The organism is Streptomyces xanthophaeus, assembly GCF_030440515.1.
Taxonomy (GTDB): domain Bacteria; phylum Actinomycetota; class Actinomycetes; order Streptomycetales; family Streptomycetaceae; genus Streptomyces; species Streptomyces kutzneri.
The window spans coordinates 6934504-6956839 of the sequence record NZ_CP076543.1; the positions used below are offsets into that span (position 1 = coordinate 6934504).

The window sequence follows — 22336 nt, forward strand, 5'->3', positions numbered from 1 at the left end:
CCGTGCCCGGATCAGGCCGTCGGGAAGGACAGCAGGGCCACCGGGGCCGAGGTCGGCTGCGTCGAGCCGCCGGCCGGTTCCACGGTGACGCCCATCCCCGACGCCGCGTTGACCGGGCCGTCGAGCAGGGTGGCCGTCGCCGGGGTGCCGGTGTCCATCAGCCCCGCCGAACGCATCTTCCCGCCGCCGTCGTTGTACCAGAGCTGGTACACCTTGCCGCCGGGCGGCGCCGGCAGGCCGGAGGCCGCGAAGACCGCCTGGTTGCGGGAGGACGAGACGACCACCGTGCCCACCGCTCCGCCCCGCAGCGGCGCCGTGGCCACCCGGGCGTCGGCGGCCGCGAGCACCGCGCCGACCGCGTCGTTCGTGAGACGGGCCTGCTGCGCCTGCTGCCGGGCGTCCTCGGCCTGTTCGTACTGGGACACGGCGACACCGCCGAGCGCCACGGCCGCCGCGATGCAGGCCGCCAGGGCCCAGTTCGACACCGGCCGCCAGCGGGGCCGTACGTGGCCGCCGCGTCCGGACTTCACCGTCGAAGGCCCTTCCTGGCGTACCGTCGCGATCTGCCGCATCACCGCGTCCCGCAGCGCGGGACTCGGCGGTGCGGCCACGGCGAGCCCGAGGCGCGTGACGGTCTCGGAGAACTCCCGGACCTCCTGCGAGCAGGACACGCAGTCGGCGAGGTGCCGCTCGACGGCGGTCCGTTCGTCCGGTTCCAGGGCGTCGAGCACGTACGCGCCCGTCAATGTGTGCGGATCCGCGGTGTTCACACGCCCACCCCCAGGCAGTCACGAAGCCGGATGAGCCCGTCGCGCAGCCGTGTCTTCACCGTACCCAACGGCAGGGCCAGCAACTCCGCGACCTCCCGGTGGGTCAGGCCACGGTAGTACGCCAGGGTGACCGACTGCCGCTGCAGTTCGCTGAGCCCGTTCAGACAGCGCCGTACCTGCTCGCGCTCCAGCCGGCTCTCCACCTGCTCCACCACCTCGTCGTAGGCCGTGGTGTGGTCCAGCAGCGCCGCCCGCTTCTCACGGTTGGTCGACGCCTGCGCGGAACGCACCCGGTCGACGGCCCGGCGGTGGGCCAGGGTCAGCACCCAGTTCATCACCGAGCCCCGCGAGGGCTGGTAGCGGGCGGCGGTCCGCCAGAGCTCGACCAGTACTTCCTGGGCGACCTCCTCGGACTGGGCCGGGTCCCGCAGCACGGTCCGTACGAGGCCCAGCACGGGGCCCGACACCGCCTCGAAGACGGCCGTGAACGCCTGCTGATCACCGCGGGCCACCCGGCCCATCAGTTCCGGCAGGTCGGGAGCGGCCGACGGATGCCGGCCTATGCGCACGTTCTCTCTCACCGGGGAGGTCCTCCAGGAGTACTCGGTTGCACAGCTCATTCGGAGCCGAGGGGCAGGTGGATGGGTCGCGGCGGACAGGGCCTTCGGCAGCCCCGGAACGTGGTTGTCGACAGCTTGTGCGGGTCGCCGTCCGTTCGGGTGAGGGGGCCATCCGGATGAGGGCCGGTGCCGAATAGGCGGCGTGACTCACCGATGGGTGAGTCCCGTAGACGCAGGAGAGACCATGAGCATTCACACCTTCCGCCGTGCCGCCTTCGCCGTGACCGCCGCAGTGCTGCTTCCGCTGGCACTGTCCGCCTGTTCGGAGGAGAGTACGAGCAATCAGGGGGCCGCCGCGCCCGACGCGGTCTCTTCACCCCGGCCGATCGGCGAGATCGACACGGGCGCGGGCGGCCCGTTCGGCCCGGCGTGCGCCTCGGTGCCCAAGAGCGGCGCGGGCTCCTTCGACGGTATGGCGCAGGCCCCGGTGGCCACCGCCGCCTCGAACAACCCGGCGCTGTCGACCCTGGTCTCGGCCGTGAAGAAGGCCGGCCTGGTGGACACGCTGAACAATGCCCAGGACATCACGGTGTTCGCGCCGACCAACGACGCGTTCGCGAAGATCCCGAAGGCGGACCTGGACAAGGTCCTGGCGGACAAGGCGACCCTGACCAAGATCCTCACCTACCACGTGGTGGGCGAGAAGCTCACTCCGCAGCAACTGGGGAGCGGCTCCTTCCAGACCCTCCAGAAGGGAATGATCACCACCAAGGGCTCGGGCACCGCCTACCAGGTGAACAACTCCTCCAAGGTGGTTTGCGGCAACGTCCCCACCGCCAATGCCACCGTCTACATCGTCGACACGGTCCTCATGCCGAAGTAGGCGCGCTCCGGACGATCAGCTCGTGGGCGGCGGTCCGTGCATCCAGCCGGACCGTGCCCCCGGAAGTACTCCGGGAGCACCCGCGACACCCGATCGGAGCAACTCCATGACGGACGCACAAGGACCCTCGGCCCCGGGTACACGATGCCTGGTCACCGGAGCCACCGGCTACATCGGCGGCCGGCTCGTCCCCGAGCTCATCGCCGCGGGCCACCCGGTGCGCTGCCTCGCCCGCACCCCGGAGAAACTGCGCGACCACCCCTGGGCCGGCCAGGCGGAGATCGTCCGCGGCGACGTCACCGACGCCGCGTCGCTCGCCCCCGCCCTGCGGGGCGTGGACGTCGCCTACTACCTCGTGCACGCCCTCGGCACCGGGCGCGGCTTCGAGGACACCGACCGCCTCGCCGCACGGAACTTCGCCGAGCAGGCCCGCGCCGCCGGCGTCCGCCGCATCGTCTACCTGGGCGGACTCACCCCGAGCGGGGTTCCCGACCGGGACCTCTCGCCCCATCTGCGCTCCCGCGCCGAGGTCGGGCGCATCCTCCTGGACTCCGGGGTCCCCACCACGGTGCTGCGCGCCGCCGTCATCATCGGCTCCGGCTCGGCCTCCTTCGAGATGCTCCGCTACCTGACCGAGCGGCTGCCCGTGATGGTCACCCCCAGCTGGGTGCGCACCCGTATCCAGCCCATCGCCGTCCGCGACGTCCTGCGCTACCTGGTCGGCAGTGCCCGCATGCCCGCCGACGTCAGCCGCGCCTTCGACATCGGCGGCCCCGACGTCCTCACCTACCTCGACATGATGCGCCGCTACGCCCGGGTCGACGGGCTGCCCCAGCGGCTCATCCTGCCCGTACCGGTCCTCACCCCGCGGCTCTCCAGCCACTGGGTCGGCCTGGTCACCCCGGTGCCCCGCGCCATCGCCCGCCCCCTCGCGGAGTCCCTCAAGTACGAGGTCGTCTGCGACGAGCACGACATCGCCGCCTGGGTGCCCGACCCGCCCGGCACCCCCCTCGACTTCGATACGGCCCTCACCTACGCCCTCCAGAAGGTCCGCGACGCCCAGGTCCTCACCCGCTGGTCCTCCGCCTCCGTGCCCGGCGCGCCGAGCGACCCGCTGCCCACCGACCCCGACTGGGCCGGCGGCAGCCTCTACTCCGATGTACGCGAACGCACCGTCGAAGCCTCACCGCAGGCCCTGTGGCGGGTCGTGGAGGGGATCGGCGGGGAGAACGGCTGGTACTCCTTCCCGCTCGCCTGGGCCGTCCGCGGCTGGCTCGACCGGCTCGTCGGGGGCGTCGGACTGCGCCGGGGCCGCCGGGACGCCGCACACCTGCGGGTCGGCGACTCCCTGGACTTCTGGCGGGTCGAGGAGATCGAACGCGGCCGGCTGCTCAGGCTCCGCGCCGAGATGCGGCTGCCCGGCCTCGCCTGGCTGGAGATGTACGCCGAGCAGGACGGGGACGGCCGCACCCGGTACCGGCAGCGGGCGCTCTTCCACCCGCGCGGCCTGGCCGGGCACCTGTACTGGTGGAGCGTCTCGCCGTTCCACGCCGTGGTCTTCGGGGGCATGGCCCGCAACATCGCGCGCACGGCGGAGGCGGGTGAGGAGCGCGACCCGGCGGCATCCGCCGGATCCCCCGCGTCCGCTGCATCCGCCGCGGCCGCCCGCGCCGAATGACGGGCAAGGCCAGCCCAGCGACCACCGCGCGGCACCTCCAGCGTCCGCCCGGTGGCCCGATGCCAGGAGCACCACCATGAACGTCTCGGTCGTCCTGTTCACCTCGGACCTCCGCGTCCACGACCATCCGCCGCTGCGCGCCGCGCTGGGCCAGGGGAACGAGACCGTTCCGCTCTTCGTCAGGGACCCGGCGGTGGACCGGGCCGGCTTCGCGGCGCCCAACCGGCTCGCCTTCCTCGCGGACTGCCTGGCCGGACTCGACTCCGGGCTGCGCGAGCGCGGCGGCCGCCTCGTGGTGCGCTCGGGGGACCCCGTCGCCGAGGTGTGCGCCGTCGTACGGCAGGCCGACGCCGACGAGGTGCACATGGCGGCCGGGTGCAGCGCCTTCGCCCTGCACCGCGAGCAGCGGCTGCGCAGCGCCCTGGAGGCCGACGGGCGGCGCCTGTACGTCCACGACGGCGTGGTCACCGCCCTGCCCGCCGGCGCCGTGACCCCGAGCGGATCCGATCACTTCGCCGTCTTCACCCCGTACTTCAGGCGCTGGTCGGGCGAACGGCTGCGCGAGCCGCTCGCGCCGCCGCAGGAGGTCCGGGTGCCCGGCGCCATCCGCTCCGAGGCGCTCCCGGCCCGCGCTGCGGTCGCGTCCGTCTCGGCGGGCCTGGCCACCGGGGGTGAGCGCGAGGGCAGGCAGCGGCTCACGGACTGGCTGGGGGAGTACGCCGACGGGTACGAGGAAGGCCACGACGACCTCCCCGGCGACGCCACCTCCCGCCTCTCCCCGTACATCCACTTCGGCGCGGTCTCGGCGGCCGAGGCCGTGCACCGGGCGCGGTCCCGGGGGCGGGCGGGCGCCGAGGCCTTCGTACGGCAGCTCTGCTGGCGCGACTTCCAGTACCAGCTCCTCGCCGCCCGCCCCGGCGCCGCCGCCCGGGACTACCGCACCCGGGCCGACCGCTGGCGGCGCGGCAAGGCGGCCGAGGCCGACCTGCTGGCCTGGAAGGAGGGCCGCACCGGCTACCCCGTGGTGGACGCGGCCATGCGGCAACTCGCCCACGAGGGCTGGATGCCGGGCCGGGGCCGGCTGCTCGCCGCGTCCTTCCTCACCAAGACGCTCTACATCGACTGGCGCGCCGGAGCCCGCCACTTCCTCGACCTGCTGGTCGACGGTGACGTGGCCAACAACCAGCTCAACTGGCAGTGGGTGGCCGGTACCGGCACCGACAGCCGCCCCAACCGGGTGCTCAACCCGGTGATCCAGGGCAAGCGGTACGACCCCGACGGCGCGTACGTGAGGCGCTGGGTCCCGGAACTCGCCGGGCTGCCGGGCTCTTCGGTCCACGAGCCCTGGCGGCTGGCCGGCCTGGAACGGGCCCGGTTCGACTACCCGGACCCCCTGGTCGGGCTCCCGGAGGGGCTCGCCCGCTTCCGGCGGGCCCGCGGGAAGGACGGCCCGTGACGAGGACGGCCTGTGACGAGGACGGCCCGTGACAACGGCGGTCCGTGACAAGAGCGGCTCGTGATCCCACCGGCTGTCGGCGGTCACCGCCGGGTGCCAGACTGGACGGGTGTTCGCAAGACGCCCGGTCCGGGCACGTCGCGTGTCCGCCGCCGCTGTCACCCTCGCCGTCTCGCTCGCGCTGTGCGCGGGGGCGGCGCCCGCGCCGGCCGGGGACGACGGGGACGGTCCGGCCCGCCCGGTGGACATCGGCGGCGGCCGCCGCATTCTGCTGGACTGCCGCGGATCCGGGTCCCCGACGGTCGTGCTCGTGTCCGGTGCCGGGGGTGCGTCGGACGAGTGGACGCACATCGCCGACGCCGGGCGTCCGGAGGCCGGCCTGAAGCCCGATCCGTCGGCGGTGCTCCCGCAGGCCGCCCGGTTCACGCGGGTGTGCGCCTACGACCGTCCCGGCACGACCCGGCTGGACGGTACGCCGAACGGCTCGACGCCGGTCACCCAGCCCACCACGGCGGCAGCGGGCGTCAGGGACCTGCGGGCGGCGCTCGCCGCGGCCGGTGAGCACCCGCCGTACGTACTGGTCGGCGCCTCGTGGGGAGCGATGATCGCCTCGCTGTTCGCGCGGGCCGAACCGGCACGGGCCGCCGGGGTGGTGACCGTCGACGGCGCCTCCCCGTTCCTGAAGGACACCCTGACACCGGCCCAGTGGTCGGCGTGGATGGACAAGATCCGGGCCACGGACCCCGGGAAGGGCCTCGAAAAGCCCGATTACCCCGCCGCCGTACGGGAGCTGCGCGGGGCACCGGCCCTGCGGCGTGGCCTGCCCGCCGTCGTGCTCACCTCCGACCGTCCGTGGGACCTCTCGGTCGGAGGCGGATCGACCTGGCCGGCCTGGCTGGCCGCCCAGCGGCGCCTGGCCGAGGACCTGCGGGCCCGGCACGTCACCGACACCGACAGCGGCCACGGCATCGCCGTCGAGCAGCCGCGGCTCGTCGTGCGGGCGATCCGCGACGTGGTCGGGCAGGCCCGTGCCGGTCAGGAGCGCTGAGCGGCCGCACCGCCTCCTCCCGCAGCGGTCGTCGCCGCCTCGCACAGCCCCCGCAGCAGGCCCAGCGCCTCCCGCAGCCCGCCGGGGCGCAGCATGCCCTGGGCGGGCACGGGTCCGGCCCAGCCGGGACCCGCCAGGAGGACCGTGGTCCGGGCCCGGGCGCCCTTGACCCCCCAGGTGGTGTCGGCGACGTGCCGGGCCAGGGCGTGGTGCGCGGTGGAACGGGCCTGGGCCCACAGCACGACCGCGACCGGCCCGGTCCGGCGCACGGCCTGGTCGAGCGCCTCGGGCGGCACCGCCGCCCCGAACATCCGGGCGGGCAGGCCCAGTTCGGCGAGACCGGCGGCGAGCGCCTCCAGCGGGAGCGTGTGCTGCTCGCCCGGTACGCACGCCAGCAGGATCGGGGGAGCGCTCGCCCGGGGCCCGGACAGCGCTCCGATGCTCACGCGGCGCAGCGCGGTCGAGACGTGCCAGGAGAGCAGGTGCTCGACCTCGACGTACTGGTCGCCCGAGGTCTCCCACTTGCGCCCCACGGCGTGCAGGGTCGGCACCATCACCTCCTCCCACGTGGTGACCAGGCCGTATTCGCCGATCAGGGAGCCGAGCATCTCGTCCATGGTCGGTGAATCGAGGCGGACGGCGGCCCGGCCGAGCCCCCGGCACTCCTGGCGCACGTCGCCGAGCGGCAGGCCGTTGCCCGATCCCGGCTGACGGGCCGGTGCGGCGGGGGCGGAGGCGGGCGCGGCGGACGCCGGCCCGGCGGGCGCCGGCCCGGACCGAGCGGCGCGCGCCGCCTCCGCGGGCGGCACCCCCGACGCGGTCAGGCGGCACATCTCCTGCAGGACGGCGATGTCCGCGGAGGTCCACCGCCGGTGCCTGCCGTCCTCGCGGGCGGCCGGCCCGATGCCGTACCGCCGGTCCCAGGAGCGCAGTGTCGTCGGCGCGACCCCCAGCCGTCGTGCCACGGCTCCGGTGGTGACACCGTGCGCGGGCTCGGCGGCCTCGGCCGGCCCGGCGGCCTCGCCGGGCTGTGCGGGCTCGTTCATGCATCCATCATGCGACGCACAACCGATGCGAGTGGAATCGAGGCGTCGGCGGGTCGGAATCTGGACGGGAACCGGTCCCGGTCCCGAGGAGCAGTCGCCATGAGCGCACAGAGCGTCACCGTCCGGCCGTCCCCCGCGACCGCGGCCCGGGAGCAGCTCCTCGACCACGAGGTCGCCGAGGGTTTCGTACGCGGCGACGAGCGGTGCCTGAGCGCCGCGTACCGGCGCTGGGGCGGGCTCGTCCTCACCCTGGCGGCCCGCACCCTCGGCGATTCCAGGGAGGCCGAGGACGTCAGCCAGCAGGTCTTCCTGGCCGCCTGGCAGGGTCGCGCCAACTACCGGCCCGAGCGCGGGCCGTTCCCCGGCTGGCTGGTCGGCATCACCCGGCGGAAGATCGCCGACGCGCTCACGGCCCGTACCCGCCGGCTCGACCTGGTCGCCGCGGCCGGCGCCGCCCTGCCGCCCGGGGGCGGGCCGGCGGCGGGCCCGGAAACCGTCCTGGACCGGCTCCTCGTCACCGGCGAACTGGCGAAACTGCCCCGCGCGCAGCGGGAGGTGCTGGCCATGGCCTTCTACGCGGACCTGACCCAGGCCCAGATCGCCGAGCGCACCGGACTGCCGCTCGGCACCGTCAAGAGCCACGCCCGCCGGGGGCTGCACCGGATGCGCCACTGCCTCGGCGGCGAGGCCCGTGGTGGCGGCGGCGCCGGTGGAGGCGGTGGAGCCGGCCGGTCCCCGGCAGCCGTCGAAACAAGATCCCATCCGCCGGCCGTCCGGCACCGAAGTACCCGTGAAACGCCCGGCACCGGCCGTGCGGGGCAGGCGAGCGCGAGGGGTTGAGTGACGTGGACCGGAGGAGAGTCGCTGTGGTGGGCGGGGGCGTGGCCGGGCTGACGGCCGCCCACATCCTGCAACGCACGTACGACGTGGTGCTGTACGAGGCGGACGACCGCCTCGGAGGCCACGCCCACACCCATGAACTGCCCACCGAGGACGCGGGAACGGTCCACGTGGACAGCGGATTCATCGTGCACAACGAGCGCACCTACCCGCACCTGCTGCGGCTGTTCCGCGAACTCGGCGTCACCACCCAGGAATCCGAGATGAGCATGTCCGTACGGTGCGACGGCTGCGGCCTGGAGTACGCGGGCGCCCGGGGCGCGGCCGGCCTGCTCGGCGGAGGCAACCTGCTGCGCGGCCGCCACCTGCGCATGCTCACCGAGGTCCCGCGCTTCCACCGGGCCGCCCGGCAGCTGCTCGCCGCCCCCGACACCGGGCAGACCCTGGGGGAGTTCCTCGACCGGCGCGGCTTCTCCCGTTATTTCGTCGGCCACTTCGCCATCCCGCTCGTCGCGGCCGTCTGGTCGTGCGCACCGGACACCGCCCTCCAGTACCCCGCCCGGTACCTCTTCCGCTTCCTGGCCCACCACGGACTGCTGTCCGTCAAGGGATCCCCGCAGTGGCGTACGGTCACGGGCGGTTCGGCGAGCTACGTGGCCAAGGCCGCCAAGCACCTGACCTCCGTCCGCACCTCGACCCCGGTCCGGGCCGTCGTGCGCGCCGCCGACCACGCGCGCGTGCTCACCCCGGACGGCGACTCGACCCCGTACGCGGCCGTGGTCGTCGCCGTCCACCCCGACCAGGCGCTGCGCCTGCTGGCCGATCCGACCGAGGACGAGATCCGGGTCCTCGGCGCGTTCACGTACTCCCGCAACCCCACCGTGCTGCACCGCGACACCTCGCTGCTGCCCCGCTCCGCGCACGCGCGCGCCTCCTGGAACTACTGGCTCCCGTCCTGCTCGGCCCGGCCCGAGACCGTCCAGGTCAGCTACGACATGAACCGGCTCCAGCGGCTGCCCACCGCCGAGCCGCACATCGTCACCCTCAACGCCCGCGGCCGGGTCGACCCCTTCGACGTGATCGCCCGCATGGTGTACGAACACCCCGTCTACACCCCGCAGTCCGTCGCCGCGCAGCAGGAACTGCCCCGGCTGAACACGTCGGTGACCGCCTTCGCCGGCGCCTACCACGGCTGGGGCTTCCACGAGGACGGCTGCCTCTCCGGCGTCGCCGCGGCCGAGGCCCTGGGGGTGAGGTGGTGAACGGAACCTCCGCGGGGCGGGCCGCCCCGGGCCGCGTACCGGCCCTGTACGAGTGCACGGTGGCCCACGCCCGCACCACCCCCGTCCGCCACGCCTTCCAGCAGCGCACCTACCTGTGGCTCATCGACATCGACGAGCCGCCCCGCATACCCCGGGCGCTGCGCCCGCTGGCCCGGTTCGACCCCCGGGACCACTTCGGCGGCCGGGCACCCACCCTGCGCGCGGGCCTGGAGGCGCAGCTGGCCGCCCACGGCGTGAAGAACGCGGACGGGCGCGTCCTGATGCTCGCCCACGCCCGGGTCCTCGGGCACGTCTTCAACCCGCTGACCCTCTACTGGTGCCACGACCGCGCCGGTACGCCGGTCTGCGTCGTCGCCGAGGTCCACAACACCTACGGCGAGCGCCACTGCTACCTGCTGCGCCCCGGCGCCGACGGACTGACCGACGTCCCCAAGGACTTCTACGTCTCGCCGTTCTTCGCGGTCGAGGGCTTCTACCGGATGCGGCTGCCCGTCCCCGGCGACCGGCTCGACCTGACCGTGCAACTGCGTCACGACGACGGGACCTGCCCGTTCACCGCGACCGTGACGGGCCGCCACCGCCCGGCCGGTGCCCGCGCCCTGCTCGGCGCCGCCCTGCGCCACCCCTTCTCCACCGCCCGGGTCTCCGCCGGCATCCGCTTCCACGGCATCCGCCTCTTCCTCCGAGGCCTCCCGGTCCGCCCCCGTCCCGTCCGTCCCACGCAGGAAGGCACCCTGTGACCGTCTCGTACATCCCGGCCCACGAGAGCGCGCTCATCCCGGCCCACGAGAGCGCGCTCGCACCCGTCGACCCGGCGCGCTGGCCCGACGTGGCCCGGCCGCCCCGCGCCTCGGCCCTGCGTACCGCCGTCGCCGAGCGGATCATCGGCCGGGCCCTCGCCCGGCTTCCGCTGCGGGTCCGGCACGGGGGCGGGGAGCCGCCCGCCTACCGGGTCCCCCGGCAGGCGGGAGCGCTGCCCACCCTCACCCTCCACGACCCCGAGGCCTTCCACCGCCGGATCGGCGCGGACGGCCTGATCGGCTTCGGCGAGTCGTACATGGCCGGGGAATGGGACAGCGACGACCTGGTGGGCGCACTGACCGTGCTCGCCACCCACGTCGACGACCTGGTGCCGGCGCCGCTGCGCCGACTGCGCGAAGCCTGGGTACGCGGGCGCCCGGAACAGCAGCGCAACACCCCTGAGGGGGCGCGGGAGAACATCCACCGTCACTACGACCTGTCCAACGAACTGTTCACCCTGTTCCTCGACCGGAGCATGAGCTACTCCTCGGCGGTCTTCGCCGCGTTCCCCGCCTCACCCGCCACCTTCACCGCCGCCCAGCACCGCAAGATCGACCGGCTCCTCGACCTCGCGGACGTCGGACCGGGCACCCGGCTGCTGGAGATCGGCACCGGGTGGGGCGAGCTGGCGATCCGGGCCGCCTCCCGGGGCGCCGACGTGCTGACCGTGACGCTCTCCGCCGAGCAGCGCGACCTGGCCCGGGAACGCATCGCCGCGGCCGGCCTCGGCGACCGCGTCACCGTCGAACTGCGCGACTACCGGCACGTCGAAGGCTCCTTCGACGCCGTCGTCAGCGTGGAGATGATCGAAGCGGTCGGCGCCGAGTACTGGGCCACCTACTTCGCCGCCCTGCGCCGGCTCCTCGCCCCCGGCGGCCGCGTCGCCCTCCAGGCCATCACCATGCCGCACGAGCGCATGCTCCTCACCGCCCGCACACACACCTGGATCAGCAAGTACATCTTCCCCGGCGGCCTCATTCCCTCCCGTGAGGCGATCGCCCGCGCGAGCGCGGCGGCCGGGCTGAGCACCGTGGCGGACGACGGCTTCGGCGACCACTACGCGGAGACGCTGCGGCTGTGGCGCGAGGAGTTCGACCGCCGGGCCGACTCCGTCTCCGCCCTCGGCTTCGACCGCACCTTCCACCGCATGTGGGAGCTCTACCTCGCCTACTCCGAGGCCGGATTCCGCTCGCGCTACCTGGACGTACGCCAACTCCTGCTCACCGCCGACCGGCACGAGCCACGGGAGCCCCGATGACCGTCGGGACCCAGGCCCAGGCCCAGGCCTTGTCGACCGGCGTCGACTGGGGCGCGCTGTCCGTGAACCTGGGCGCCGCGGCCGGCGCCGCGTTCGCCGTCATGCTGGTCACCTTCGCCGTGGCAGCAGTCAAGGGCCTGCACCGGATCGTCGACATCGCCTGGGGAGCCGCCTTCGCCGCGGTGGCGCTCACCAGCTGGCTGCTGTCGAGCGGGTACGGCGACGACGGCCGGCGTCTCGCGGTCGCCGCGGCGACCGTCGTGTGGGGACTGCGCCTGGCCCTGCACATCGCCCGGCGCGGCCGGGGGCACGGTGAGGACCCGCGCTACGCCCGCATGCTCGCCCGGGCGCCGGGCAGCACCCGGCTCTACGCCCTGCGCAAGGTCTACCTCCTCCAGGGCGCGCTGGTCTGGCTCGTCTCGCTGCCCGTACAGGCCGCGTCGTACGTGCCCGTTCCGCTCGGACCGCTCGCCGCCGCGGGCCTGCTGCTCTGGGCGGCCGGACTGCTCTTCGAGGCGATCGGAGACCTCCAGCTGGCCCGCTTCAGGGAACGCCCCGAGCACCGCGGAACGATCATGGACCGCGGTCTGTGGAGCTGGACGCGGCACCCCAACTACTTCGGTGACTTCCTCGTCTGGTGGGGTCTTTATCTGCTGGCCTGCGCGACCTGGCAGACTGCGGCACTCACACTGGTGTCACCGCTGGTGATGAGCGCGCTGCTGATCTGGGGCAGCGGCAAGAGACTGTTGGAGGCGCACATGGCGGACCGGCCCGGCTACGCCGCCTACGCCGCCCGCACCAGCGGGTTCTTCCCGCGCCCGCCGCGCCGCATATCCCGGGAGGCGGGATGAGCGCCGGGACCGAGCGGGACACGGAGACCACCGGCGAGGGCCGCGCCCTCGTGCTGCGTACGTCCCCCGCGACACCGGCGGCCGCGGTCCTGCTGCTGCACGGAGGGCGCGAGGAGGGGCCGGAGCCGCCGCCCCTGGTCAACCTGCCCGCGCTGCGGATGCGGCCCTTCGCGGCCGCCGTCGTCCGCGCGACGCGCGGACGTGACGTCCTGGTGGCGGAGGTGCGCTATCGCCACCGCGGCTGGAACGGCGCCCGCTGCGACGCCGCCCGGGACGCGGAAGCGGCCCTCGCGCGGCTGCGGGGACTCGCCGGGGACGTACCGGTGGTCCTGGTCGGCCATTCGATGGGCGGCCGAGCGGCGCTGCGGGCGGCCGGCGCGCCCCTGGTGCACGGCGTGGTGGCCCTCGCCCCCTGGTGTCCGCCGGGCGAACCGGTGGACCACCTCGCGGGCCGCCGGCTCTACCTGCTGCACGACGAGGAGGACCGGGTCACCTCGGCCGCCGGGTCCTGGGAGTTCGTCCGCCGGTCCCGGCTCGCGGGCGCCGACGCCACCGCCATCCCGATGTCCACGGGCGGCCACGCGATGCTCCGCGGCGCGGGCGCCTGGCACCGGCGCACCGCGGCGCTCGTCACCAGCCTGGTCACCCGGGACTGAGGCCGGTCGCTGCCCGGTGCGCGCTCTTCGACGGTCCGCCGGTCAGTGACCGGCAGGCGGCTCGAAGCAACCGCCCTCGGGATACGGGCCGTTGGTCTTCACCACATAGTTGGTCTTCTGCACATAGGCGGTGACGCAGGCGTCGTCATGGACACGGACGCCGACCAATGCGCCCTCCGGCGTGACGTAGTGGTCGGTCTCGAAGCGCGAGCCCATGTCCCGCACGCTGAGGGTTCCGCCGAGCCACTCACCCTTCGGCCCGAACCGTTCCTCCTCGAACCCGACCTCGAGCAGCGCCGCGCGCACGCTCGCCGGATCCCACGTCCCACCGTCCCAGAGCCGCTTGAGGACAGGCTCGATGCGGTCGGCTTCCTTCTGCGCGTCCTGCGCGCTCGCAGGAGACATGTCACCGGGGATACGGAAGCCGTTGTTCTCGCGATAGCGCGAAGTGCCTTCCGACGCGGCACCGGCCGGGCTGGGATGGGAACGGTCCCAGCTGTGCTGAGCGAGCATCAGCAGTGCTCCCGCCAGAGTGGCGGCGAGCAATTGCATCAGCGCCGTCCAGCGCGCACGGAACACGAGCGCGAGCGCCGCGATCACGAACACGGCCACGAGGTAATGCTGGATCCGCGCGATGTGCGCGAGGTCCGCCGCGTCGATGCGCTCCCGGTCCCCCTGTGCTGCCCAGACCTCCAGGCCGTGCCCCAACATGAAGTCCAGCACGAGCCATCCCACCCCGAGCAGTAAGAGGGGAATACCGATGGCCAGGTCTGCGCCGAGGGACGTCCGGCGCGACCAGGGTCGCCGGCCACGCCGGGATCGGGGTTCGGTCAGGGAATCGATCATGGCCGCATCATGCCGAGCCGGCGGCGGGCAGACATGAGTACGCGTACTCAGGGCGCCGCACCCGGACCGTCTCTCCCGGATCCTGCCTGACGCGCGACATCAGGAAGAGACGGCCTGGTGCCGCTCCGCGGAAGGAGCACCGTCTGGGAGCATGACCTGATGAAACGAATTCGACAGACCGTCAGCTCTGGCTCCCCGCTGGAGCCGCAGATCGGGTTCTCGCGGGCCGTCCGAAGAGGCGACTACGTAGCCGTCGCCGGCACAGCCCCCATCGGGGATGACGGCTCCACCGTGGGGCCAGGTGACGTATATGCGCAGACGGTGCGATGTTTGGACATCGCCGAGCGTGCGCTGGAGGCAGCCGGGGCATCGCTGGAAGACGTCATACGAACTCGCATCATGCTCACCGACGTGACCCGGTGGAAGGAAGCCGCCCGAGCGCATGGCGAACGGTTCGCATCCATCCGGCCTGCGACCACGTTCGTCGAGGTGTCCCGCTTCATCGACCCGGCCTGGCTGGTCGAAGTGGAACTCGACGCCGTTCTCGCTTGAAGCGGCCTCTGCCACCACCGCACCAGGAGCCCAGGACTTCCGTTCGCGTTCGCGTCACTGTGATCGTTCTGCCGACCGGGCGACTTCGGCACCCCACTCAAGACGGTCTGATCGGCCCGGACCGGAGGTCGAGCGAGCGGTACTCGTCCAGCACCGCGAAGCCGGTGCTGTCGTACAGGCTCATCGCGACGTCGTTGCCGCCGAAGACGTTGAACATCATCGCCTCGTCGCCGCCCTGCCGGGTGGCCCACGCACCGACGGCCATCGCGGCCCGGCCGTAGCCCTTGCCGCGCTGGTCCTCGTACACCTCCAGCGAGAAGCCGAAGGTGACGCCCGGAAGGAAGCCGTGGTTCACCCAGCCGGTGCCGACCGCCCGGCCGCCGGCCTCCATCACGTAGAAGGCGTGGCCCGGGGTCAGGTATCCCTGCGGGAGGTAACGGGCGAAGTCCTGGTCCGACTTCGCCCTCGCCTGCTCCGGGGTCAGGGCGCCGGACCGGACGATGTCCGCGATGTACGCGGCTTCCTCGGCGGTGTACCAGGCCGGGTACTCCTCCTCGGTGAGCCGGCGCACCGTCAGGCCCGGCGGGAGCACGGGCCGTTCGGCCGTGGCGCTCATCCGGATCTGCTTGCGCACCGGGTAGTCCGCGAACTCTCCCGCGCCGCCGGTGAGCCGCACCTCCACCCGCTGCGCCCCGTGCCCGGCGCACCACCGCTCGGCCCACGCGCGCCCCCGCGGCACCGTCAGGTCATGGATCCGCCCCACGGTCACGCCGTTGTCCTGCCGCACGCCGACCGCGATCCACCCGGTGCCGTCCGTGGCGACCGTCCAGCCGTCGATCCCCTCCACCGCCTGCTCCAGCAGGGCCCGGGCCAGCGGCGCCGAGCACCCCGCAGCCCGGTACCCGGCCAGCACCCGCTCCTCGAACCCGCCCCGCCACTCGGCCCGGTCGGCCCGGTCGGCCACGATCCGTATCCCGTTCATCCGCCCAGCCTAGGCAGGGCCGTCGCCCACCCGTCGGGCTTTTCCGCCGGCCGGCCGGAGACACCCCCAGGGGGTGAACGACCAATCCGGCGGCGGCAGCGCTGCGAAGTCACCGGTGTGAGCATCGACAAGGCAGTCATCGAGCGGGGAGCGGCGGCCGCGCTGGCCGGGCTGGTGTCCGGCTACGCGGCCCTGGCGCTGGCGGAACTGGCCGCCGCCGGGATCCGGCCCGAGGCCGGTCCGGTCACCGCCATCGGGGGAGCGGCCATCGACCGCACACCGGCCGGGGTCAAGGACTGGGCGATCCGCACCTTCGGGGCCGACGACAAACTCGTCCTGCAGCTCGGGATCCTCGCCGTGACGGCCCTCCTGGCGATGGCCCTCGGCCTGCTCGCCCTGCGCAGGCGGCGGACCGCGGCGGCCGGCGTGTTCCTCTTCGGCCTGGTGGGAGCCGTGGCCGCGCTGAACCGGCCGGACTCGGACGGGTTCGCCGACGCCCTGCCGTCCCTCGCCGGCGGCCTGGCCGGGGCCGCCGTGCTGTTCGTCCTGACCGGACCGCTCGTGGCCGCCCCGCCCCCGGCGGGGCCGACGGGCGAGGGCGCCGGCTGGAGCCGCCGCCGCTTCCTGCTGCTCACGGGGGCCGCCGCCGCGCTCGGCAGCGGGGCGGGAGCTGTCGGCCGGGCCCTGAACTCGTCGCACTCCGGCGACGCGATCGCCTCCCGGGCGGCCGTGGTCCTGCCGGCTCCCGCGTCACCGGCGCCGGACCTGCCCCCGGGCGCGGCCTTGCGCGTACCGGGGATCAGCCCCTTCACGACGCCGAACAAGGACTTCTACCGCGTCGACACCGCGCTCGTCGTCCCCAGGGTCCCGGCCGGGACGTGGCGGCTGCGGATCCATGGGAAGGGTGTGCGCCGCGAGCTGAACCTCTCCTTCGAGGACCTGCTCGCCCGCCCGCTCATCGAGCGGGACATCACCTTGACCTGCGTCTCCAACGAGGTCGGCGGACCGTACGCGGGCAACGCCAGGTGGCTCGGTGCCCACCTCGGCGACCTGCTCGCAGAGGCGGGCGTACGGCCCCCGTCGCAGGGCGGACCCGCCGACCAGCTGGTGGCCCGCTCCGTCGACGGCATGACCCTGGGCGCTCCCGTCGAGGACGTCATGGACGGCCGGGACGCCCTGCTCGCGGTCGGCATGAACGGCGAGCCGCTCCCGCTCGCCCACGGCTTTCCCGTGCGGATGGTCGTCCCCGGACTGTACGGGTACGTGTCGGCCTGCAAGTGGATCGAGGACATCGAGCTCACCACCTTCGACGCCTACGACCCGTACTGGGTCAAGCGCGCGTGGGCCGCGCGGGCGCCGGTCAAGACCCAGGCGCGCATCGACACCCCCAAGCCCTTCGCCCGCCCCGCCACCGGCACGGTGACGGTGGCCGGTGTCGCCTGGGCCCAGCACCGCGGCATCGACCGCGTCGAGATCCAGATCGACGACGGACCCTGGCAGGAGACCGATCTCGCCACCGAGGACACACGCGACACCTGGCGCCAGTGGTCCTACTCCTGGCAGGCCACGTCCGGTACGCACACCCTCACCGTCCGCGCCACCGACCGGACCGGCGAGACCCAGACGGAACTCCGCACCCCGACCATCCCCGACGGGGCCAGCGGCCGGCATTCCGTCGTCGTCATGGCCGGATAGCCGCCGGACCGGCGCGGAACAGGCCTCCGAGGGGCGTGGCTCCGGCGTGCGACCGGCGTGCGACCGGCGCCGGACGGGTGCCGGGAACACCTTTCCGGCCGACCTGTGGTGCCACCTCGGCCAAGCCCGTGAGCAGGCCGGTACGCGCCTATTTGACGTGCACCTGCTAGGGCAAAATGGCAGATGTCACGGGCAAATCGGTACGGGAAGGTGTGGTCTTGGCGTTGCTGTCCTTACCGGTACGGCGCATACGGGCACTACGGGCGAAGGGCGGGGTGGGATCGGGCCTGCAACGCGCCCAGTCCTTCCTGATCGTGGCCACCCTCCTGTACCGGGCGAGCCATCTGACGGTGGGCGCCCTCGCCGTCGCCCAGCGCCGGTCGGAACTCCCCCTGCAGTACGCGGGATTCGCCGCCGCCCTCGGACTGAGCGTGCTGACCTACGGCGCCGCCCTGCGGCGCGGCTGGTTCGACCGGCGGCACATCTGGGCGGACGTCCTGGTCACCGGCTGCCTTCTGCCCCTGGCCCTCTGCACCTGGGGCGGAGTGCGCGAGCCGCCCACGATCGCGTGGGCCATGCTGCTCGGCGGGTCGGCGAGCGCCGTCGCGGCCATCTCCCTCGAACGGCTCCACGCCCTCACCGTCATCGCCCTGCTCATCGTCACCCACTTCATCGGCTACCAGGCGGTCGGCGCGAGCCCCGCCGTCGTTCTCGGCCACCTCAACTCGATCGTGTCCTCGGCCGTGATGACCTGGCTCTTCCGCTGGTACCTGCTCCGCCAGGGCCGCCTCCTCGACGAGGCCAACGCCCGCGCGGTGACCGCCGAGGCCCACAAGGCGCGCTACGCCGAGCGGCTGGAACACCACCGCGTGCTGCACGACACCGTCCTCGCCACCCTGACCACCCTGGCCTCCGGCTCGGTCGACGCCAACGCCCCCGAGGTGCGCCAGCGCTGCGCGCGCGAGGCCGCGTACCTGCGCCGGCTGATCCAGCAGACCGCAGCGGAGGTCCACCACCGGGAGATCGGCGCGGCCCTGGAGGAGGCGGTCGGCTCCGTCGAGAGCCTCCAACTGCGGGTCACCGCCCAGTACCACGACCTGCCGCAGGTGCCCCCCGAGGTCGCCGCCGCGCTGGGGGACGCCGTCCGCGAGGCCCTGAACAACGTACGGCGCCACGCGGGCACCGGACACGCCTACCTCACCGCCACCAGGGACCCGGACGCACGCGGGGGAGCCGTCGTCACCGTGGTCGACCGGGGGCCCGGATTCGACCCCGAGCGGTGCGAGCCCGGCCTCGGCCTGCGCGGTTCCGTCCACGGCCGGATGGCGGAGGTGGGCGGCCGGGCGACCGTGGACACCGCCCCCGGCGAGGGCGTACGGGTGGAGCTGAGATGGCCCGGGTGATCACCGTTTCGGTGGTCGACGACGACCGGATGCTCCTCGACGGCCTGCGCGCCTGGCTCGGAGGCGTGCCGGAGCTGCGGCTCGTGGCGACCGCCGCCACAGTCGGGGAGCTCCTCGGCGCACCGGACGCCCAACGTCCGTACGGCTTCGGGGCGACGGGCTACTCCCCGCCCGACATAGTCCTCCTCGATCTCGTCCTGCGCGACGGCTCCGCACCCGCCGACAACATCAGACGGCTGCTGCGGACCGGCAGCCGCGTCCTGATGATCAGCACGGTGCCCGACCGCTCCCGGATCATCGAGGCCGTCCGGGCCGGCGCCGACGGCTACCTGACCAAGGACCACGACCTGCCCACCCTGGTCGCCGCCATCAAGGACCTGGCCTCGGGCCAGGGCGCCCTCTCCGCGGAACTCGCCTTCGCCTGCGCCTACGACGACAGCCCCGCACGCCCCCGCCTCTCGCCCCGGGAACGACAGATCCTCCTCGACTACGCCTCCGGACTGACCCTGAAATCCGCCGCCCGGCGCGCCGGCATCACCGTCCACACTGCCAAGGACTACCTGGACCGGGTCAAGGCCAAGTACCAGCAGGCGGGCCGCCCCACCTACACCAAGCTCGACCTGGCCCGACGGGTACGGGAGGACAGTCTCGACGCGGGCTGACCAACCGCACAAGCCCCCCAAACGGACGGCTACAGGGGGCACACGCACCGTCCCTATCGTCATCCCCGGCGGCGCCTCGGACGGCCCGCCGGAAAGGGGACGAGCCGGTGTCCATCTTCTGGCCGGCGCTGCCGGAGGACTGTACCGCCGCGGGCCCGGGTGGCGGCGGCACGCACCCCAGACGAGGGGAACTCGTCGGCCGCGGAACCGAGATGGGGCAGATCATGCTCGCGCTGGCGGCCGCCCGGTCCGGTCGCGGCACGGCACTCTTCGTCACCGGCGAGCCCGGGGTCGGCAAGACCCGGATCGCCACCGAGGCACTCGCCATGGCCGCCGAGACGAACATGGTCACGGTACGGGGGAGGGCCAGCGCGGTCGGCACCCCCGTCCCCTACCGGCCGCTGGTCGAGGCGCTGCTCCTGCTGTCCCGGGCCGGCCTGCTGCCCGACCCCGAGGAACTCGGCCGCTACGGGCCGGTCATGGCCCGGCTGCTGACCGGCGCCCGGAACACGGACGCCGACGCCGCCCCGCACCTCGTGGTCGCCGAAACCATGCTGCGCCTGCTCACCGTCGTCGGGGAACGGCAGGGCTGCCTGCTCGTCCTCGACGACCTGCACGACGCCGACGCCGGAACACTCGCGGTCGTCGAGTACCTCCTCGACAACATCGGGCACCAGCCGGCCGTACTCCTCCTCGTCACCGGATGCGCACCCGTCGCGGCGACCGAACTCGCCACGCGGGCCCGCCAGCGCGGAGCCGCCGCAGTGCTCGACCTCGCCCCCCTCAGCCGCCCCGACGTGCACCTGCTCATCGCCGCCGAGCTGCGCGTCCCCCCGGCCGAGGTCTGCCCCGACCTCGTCCACCGCGCGGTCGACAGCAGCGCCGGAATCCCCTTCGTCGTCAAGGAACTCGTCCACGACCTCACCGGCCGCCCCGTCCGCCGCGACCCCGGGACACCGTCCGTCCCGCCCACCGTCGCGGACAACGTCAGGCGCCAGGCCGGGCGGCTCGGCCCGCTCGCAGTGGAACTCCTCGGCATGGCGGCCCTGTTCGGCCGGCGCTTCGCACTGCCCGTCCTGGAGCGCGCCATCGGCCGCGACCACGCCGAGCTGTCCGCGGCCCTGCGCGCCGCGGTCGCCTCGTACCTGATCACGCCGGACGGACCGGGCGCCCAGTGGTACACCTTCCGCTACCCCCTGGCGGCCGAGGCCCTGCGGGACGACCTCGGACCGGGGGAGCGGGCCGGATACGTACGGCGGGCCGCGCGCGCCCTCACCGATCTCCACCCCGGGCTGCCGGGAACCTGGTGCGAGCACGCCGCCCAGCTGCACGAGCACGCCGGCGACACCCCCGAGGCCATCCGCCTGTACTCCGAGGCGGCCGGGCGGGCGGCGGGCGAGGGCGCGGTGGACCGGGCGGTCGAGCTGCTCACCCGGGCCCACCGGCTCGTCGAACCGGGTACCCCGCCCGAACTGCACGCCACGGTGCTGGAGCGGCTGCTGGACGCCGTCGCCCGCTCGGCGCGGTTCGACCGCCTGCCCGCGCCCGCGGCCGTCCTGTCCACCCTCGGCGGCGACGGCGGCGAACACGGCATCCCCGCCCAGCGCCGCGCCGGACTCCACGCCCGGCTCAGCGACATCGCCACCCTGACGGGCCGCCCCGCGGAAGCCCTGTGGCACCTCGACATCGCCCGCGCACTGCTCGGAAGCCACCCGGCCGACCAGTACGCCGCCCTCGTGGACCTCTCCGCCGTGCACGTGGAACTGAGCCGGCTCGCCCCCGACCGGCTGCGCACCGCCACCCGGTACGCCCACCGGGCCCTGGAAGCCGCCCAGCGCGTCGACCTGCCCGACGTGGCCTGCAGGGCCCTGCTGCTGCTCGGGCAGCTGGCCCGGGAACAGGACGAGCCGACGGCCGCGGCCCACTTCCGGCGGGCGCGCGCCATCGCCCTCGCCCGCCGGCTCCCCGTCCCGCGCACGGCCGCCGACGTGCACCTGGCCATCGTCGCCGCGAGCCACGACGGTGGGCCCACCCGGATCGAACAGGCCCGGCAGGAGGCCCTGGGCATGGGCCTGCTGCCTCTGGCCCACGAGACCGGCTTCGTCCTCGCGCTGGACCGGATCCAGCACGGCCGGTTCGACGAGGCCCGGGACCGGATCCGGGAGGCCGCCGCCGATGCCTCACGCCTCGGACTGGGCCGCCCCCTGGCCCTGCTGCGGCTCGCCGAGGCCGTACGGTACGCCCACCAGGGCCGCCGGGCCGAGATGCACGGAGCCCTGGAGCGACTGGCCCCGCTGCTGGACGCGGCGCCCGGCGTACGCGCGATGTCGTACGGGCTGGCGCGGGCGTTCTGCTCGCTGCTGGAGGAGCGGCACGAGGCCGCCGGGCAGGAGTTCGCGCAGGCCCTCGCCTACGACGCGGAGAATCCCGCGATGGGCGAGTTCGGCAAGCACGGCATCATCCTGCTCCTCGGCGTACTGGCCGGCCGCATGGGCCGGCGCCACCACGCCGAGGTCACGCTGGCGAGCGCCGGCGCCACCCGCTGGAACCACCAGTTCACCGGCCTGGCGCACGCCGTGCTGCTCGGCCGCGAGGGCCGCCCCGACGAGGCGACGGCCGCCGCGGGCAAGGCACTCGAAGCGGCCGAACCCTTCCCCATGGCACGCAGGCTGTGTCTGCGCCTCGTCGCGCAGTCCGCGTACGACGACGGCTGGGGCACGCCGGTCGAGTGGCTGCGCGAGGCGGAGGAGTACTTCCACGACGCCGGACTCCAGGCGGTCGCCGGAGCCAGCCGGGCCCTGCTGCGCGGGATGGGAGCGTCGGTCCGGCAACGCCGCACAGGCACCGAGCGGGTGCCGCCGGACCTGCGCCGGTGCGGAATCACCGTCCGCGAGTTCGAGGTGGCCCGGCTGGTCGCCGAACGCATCAGCAACAAGGACATCGCCGGCCGGCTGCACATCTCGCTGCGCACCGTCGAGAAACACGTGGCGAGCCTCCTGCAGAAGACCGGCCACCCGAACCGGACGGCCTTCGCCACCGCCACCCGCGACCTGGTGGCCTAGGGGG

The 22336-nt window shown here is 74.1% G+C and carries 20 protein-coding genes; 15 read left to right on the forward strand and 5 right to left on the reverse strand.

Annotated features, from left to right (window positions below; all coding sequences use genetic code 11):
• Window positions 1-11: 11 nt before the first annotated feature.
• Together KO717_RS31095 and KO717_RS31100 are read right to left on the reverse strand one after the other, a co-directional pair.
• Window positions 12-770: an anti-sigma factor gene (locus tag KO717_RS31095; RefSeq protein WP_301372760.1), complete on the reverse strand. Its 759-nt coding sequence runs from the start codon at window positions 768-770 to the stop codon at window positions 12-14.
• Window positions 767-1351: a sigma-70 family RNA polymerase sigma factor gene (locus KO717_RS31100; RefSeq protein WP_301372762.1), complete on the reverse strand. Its 585-nt coding sequence runs from the start codon at window positions 1349-1351 to the stop codon at window positions 767-769. Before KO717_RS31100 ends, KO717_RS31095 begins: the two co-directional genes overlap by 4 nt.
• Window positions 1352-1574: 223 nt before the next feature.
• Here KO717_RS31100 and KO717_RS31105 point away from each other — a divergent pair, with 223 nt between their 5' ends.
• From KO717_RS31105 to KO717_RS31120, 4 genes are all read left to right on the forward strand, one after another.
• Window positions 1575-2213, forward strand: a complete 639-nt coding sequence (locus tag KO717_RS31105) for a fasciclin domain-containing protein (protein WP_301372763.1) — start codon at window positions 1575-1577, stop codon at window positions 2211-2213.
• A gap of 106 nt (window positions 2214-2319) precedes the next feature.
• Window positions 2320-3891, forward strand: a complete 1572-nt coding sequence (locus KO717_RS31110) for an SDR family oxidoreductase (RefSeq protein ID WP_301372764.1) — start codon at window positions 2320-2322, stop codon at window positions 3889-3891.
• A gap of 76 nt (window positions 3892-3967) precedes the next feature.
• On the forward strand, window positions 3968-5347 hold the full coding sequence (locus KO717_RS31115) for a cryptochrome/photolyase family protein (RefSeq protein WP_301372765.1): 1380 nt from the start codon (window positions 3968-3970) through the stop codon (window positions 5345-5347).
• A 142-nt stretch (window positions 5348-5489) separates the two neighbouring features.
• Window positions 5490-6395, forward strand: a complete 906-nt coding sequence (locus KO717_RS31120; RefSeq protein ID WP_301372766.1) for an alpha/beta fold hydrolase — start codon at window positions 5490-5492, stop codon at window positions 6393-6395.
• On the opposite strand, the gene KO717_RS31125 is transcribed toward KO717_RS31120, so the two are convergent.
• Entirely contained in the window at window positions 6383-7441 is a 1059-nt protein-coding gene (locus tag KO717_RS31125; RefSeq protein WP_301372768.1) for a cobalamin B12-binding domain-containing protein, read from the reverse strand. The genes KO717_RS31120 and KO717_RS31125 overlap by 13 nt on opposite strands.
• Before the next feature lie 99 nt (window positions 7442-7540).
• Between KO717_RS31125 and KO717_RS31130 the strand changes: the two genes are divergently transcribed.
• Genes KO717_RS31130 through KO717_RS31155 form a run of 6 tightly spaced genes read left to right on the forward strand, consistent with a single transcriptional unit; the run spans window position 7541 to window position 13130 of the window.
• Window positions 7541-8281 carry a sigma-70 family RNA polymerase sigma factor gene (locus KO717_RS31130; RefSeq protein ID WP_437184599.1) on the forward strand — a complete coding sequence of 247 codons (741 nt, stop codon included), beginning with the start codon at window positions 7541-7543 and terminating at the stop codon, window positions 8279-8281.
• A gap of 26 nt (window positions 8282-8307) precedes the next feature.
• Window positions 8308-9543 carry an NAD(P)/FAD-dependent oxidoreductase gene (locus KO717_RS31135; protein ID WP_301372769.1) on the forward strand — a complete coding sequence of 412 codons (1236 nt, stop codon included), beginning with the start codon at window positions 8308-8310 and terminating at the stop codon, window positions 9541-9543.
• Window positions 9540-10304 carry a DUF1365 domain-containing protein gene (locus KO717_RS31140; RefSeq protein WP_301372771.1) on the forward strand — a complete coding sequence of 255 codons (765 nt, stop codon included), beginning with the start codon at window positions 9540-9542 and terminating at the stop codon, window positions 10302-10304. Before KO717_RS31135 ends, KO717_RS31140 begins: the two co-directional genes overlap by 4 nt.
• Window positions 10301-11623 (forward strand): class I SAM-dependent methyltransferase, encoded by a 1323-nt coding sequence (locus KO717_RS31145; protein WP_437184600.1) that lies wholly within the window; start codon window positions 10301-10303, stop codon window positions 11621-11623. The genes KO717_RS31140 and KO717_RS31145 overlap by 4 nt, the downstream gene beginning before the upstream one ends.
• Window positions 11620-12474, forward strand: a complete 855-nt coding sequence (locus tag KO717_RS31150) for a DUF1295 domain-containing protein (protein ID WP_301372772.1) — start codon at window positions 11620-11622, stop codon at window positions 12472-12474. Before KO717_RS31145 ends, KO717_RS31150 begins: the two co-directional genes overlap by 4 nt.
• The gene (locus KO717_RS31155; protein ID WP_301372773.1) at window positions 12471-13130 is read left to right on the forward strand and encodes an alpha/beta fold hydrolase; all 660 of its coding nucleotides are present in this window, start codon (window positions 12471-12473) and stop codon (window positions 13128-13130) included. Before KO717_RS31150 ends, KO717_RS31155 begins: the two co-directional genes overlap by 4 nt.
• Before the next feature lie 42 nt (window positions 13131-13172).
• On the opposite strand, the gene KO717_RS31160 is transcribed toward KO717_RS31155, so the two are convergent.
• Complete coding sequence (locus KO717_RS31160; RefSeq protein ID WP_301372775.1) at window positions 13173-13976, reverse strand: DUF6234 family protein; 804 nt, start codon at window positions 13974-13976, stop codon at window positions 13173-13175.
• Window positions 13977-14135: 159 nt separating this feature from the next.
• Here KO717_RS31160 and KO717_RS31165 point away from each other — a divergent pair, with 159 nt between their 5' ends.
• Complete coding sequence (locus KO717_RS31165; RefSeq protein WP_301372777.1) at window positions 14136-14528, forward strand: RidA family protein; 393 nt, start codon at window positions 14136-14138, stop codon at window positions 14526-14528.
• 97 nt (window positions 14529-14625) lie between these two features.
• Here the strand turns inward: KO717_RS31165 and KO717_RS31170 are convergent, their stop codons facing one another.
• Entirely contained in the window at window positions 14626-15510 is an 885-nt protein-coding gene (locus KO717_RS31170) for a GNAT family N-acetyltransferase (RefSeq protein ID WP_301372779.1), read from the reverse strand.
• A 117-nt stretch (window positions 15511-15627) separates the two neighbouring features.
• On the opposite strand from KO717_RS31170, the gene KO717_RS31175 reads away from it, so the two are divergent.
• The 4 genes from KO717_RS31175 (at window position 15628) to KO717_RS31190 (ending at window position 22332) form a co-directional block, all read left to right on the forward strand.
• Window positions 15628-17205 carry a molybdopterin-dependent oxidoreductase gene (locus tag KO717_RS31175; RefSeq protein ID WP_301372781.1) on the forward strand — a complete coding sequence of 526 codons (1578 nt, stop codon included), beginning with the start codon at window positions 15628-15630 and terminating at the stop codon, window positions 17203-17205.
• Window positions 17206-17423: 218 nt separating this feature from the next.
• Window positions 17424-18608 carry a sensor histidine kinase gene (locus KO717_RS31180; protein ID WP_301372783.1) on the forward strand — a complete coding sequence of 395 codons (1185 nt, stop codon included), beginning with the start codon at window positions 17424-17426 and terminating at the stop codon, window positions 18606-18608.
• Window positions 18596-19270, forward strand: a complete 675-nt coding sequence (locus KO717_RS31185; RefSeq protein ID WP_301372785.1) for a response regulator — start codon at window positions 18596-18598, stop codon at window positions 19268-19270. Before KO717_RS31180 ends, KO717_RS31185 begins: the two co-directional genes overlap by 13 nt.
• A 107-nt stretch (window positions 19271-19377) precedes the next feature.
• A complete protein-coding gene (locus KO717_RS31190; RefSeq protein WP_301372787.1) occupies window positions 19378-22332 on the forward strand; it encodes a helix-turn-helix transcriptional regulator in 2955 nt (984 codons plus the stop codon).
• Window positions 22333-22336 lie beyond the last annotated feature (4 nt).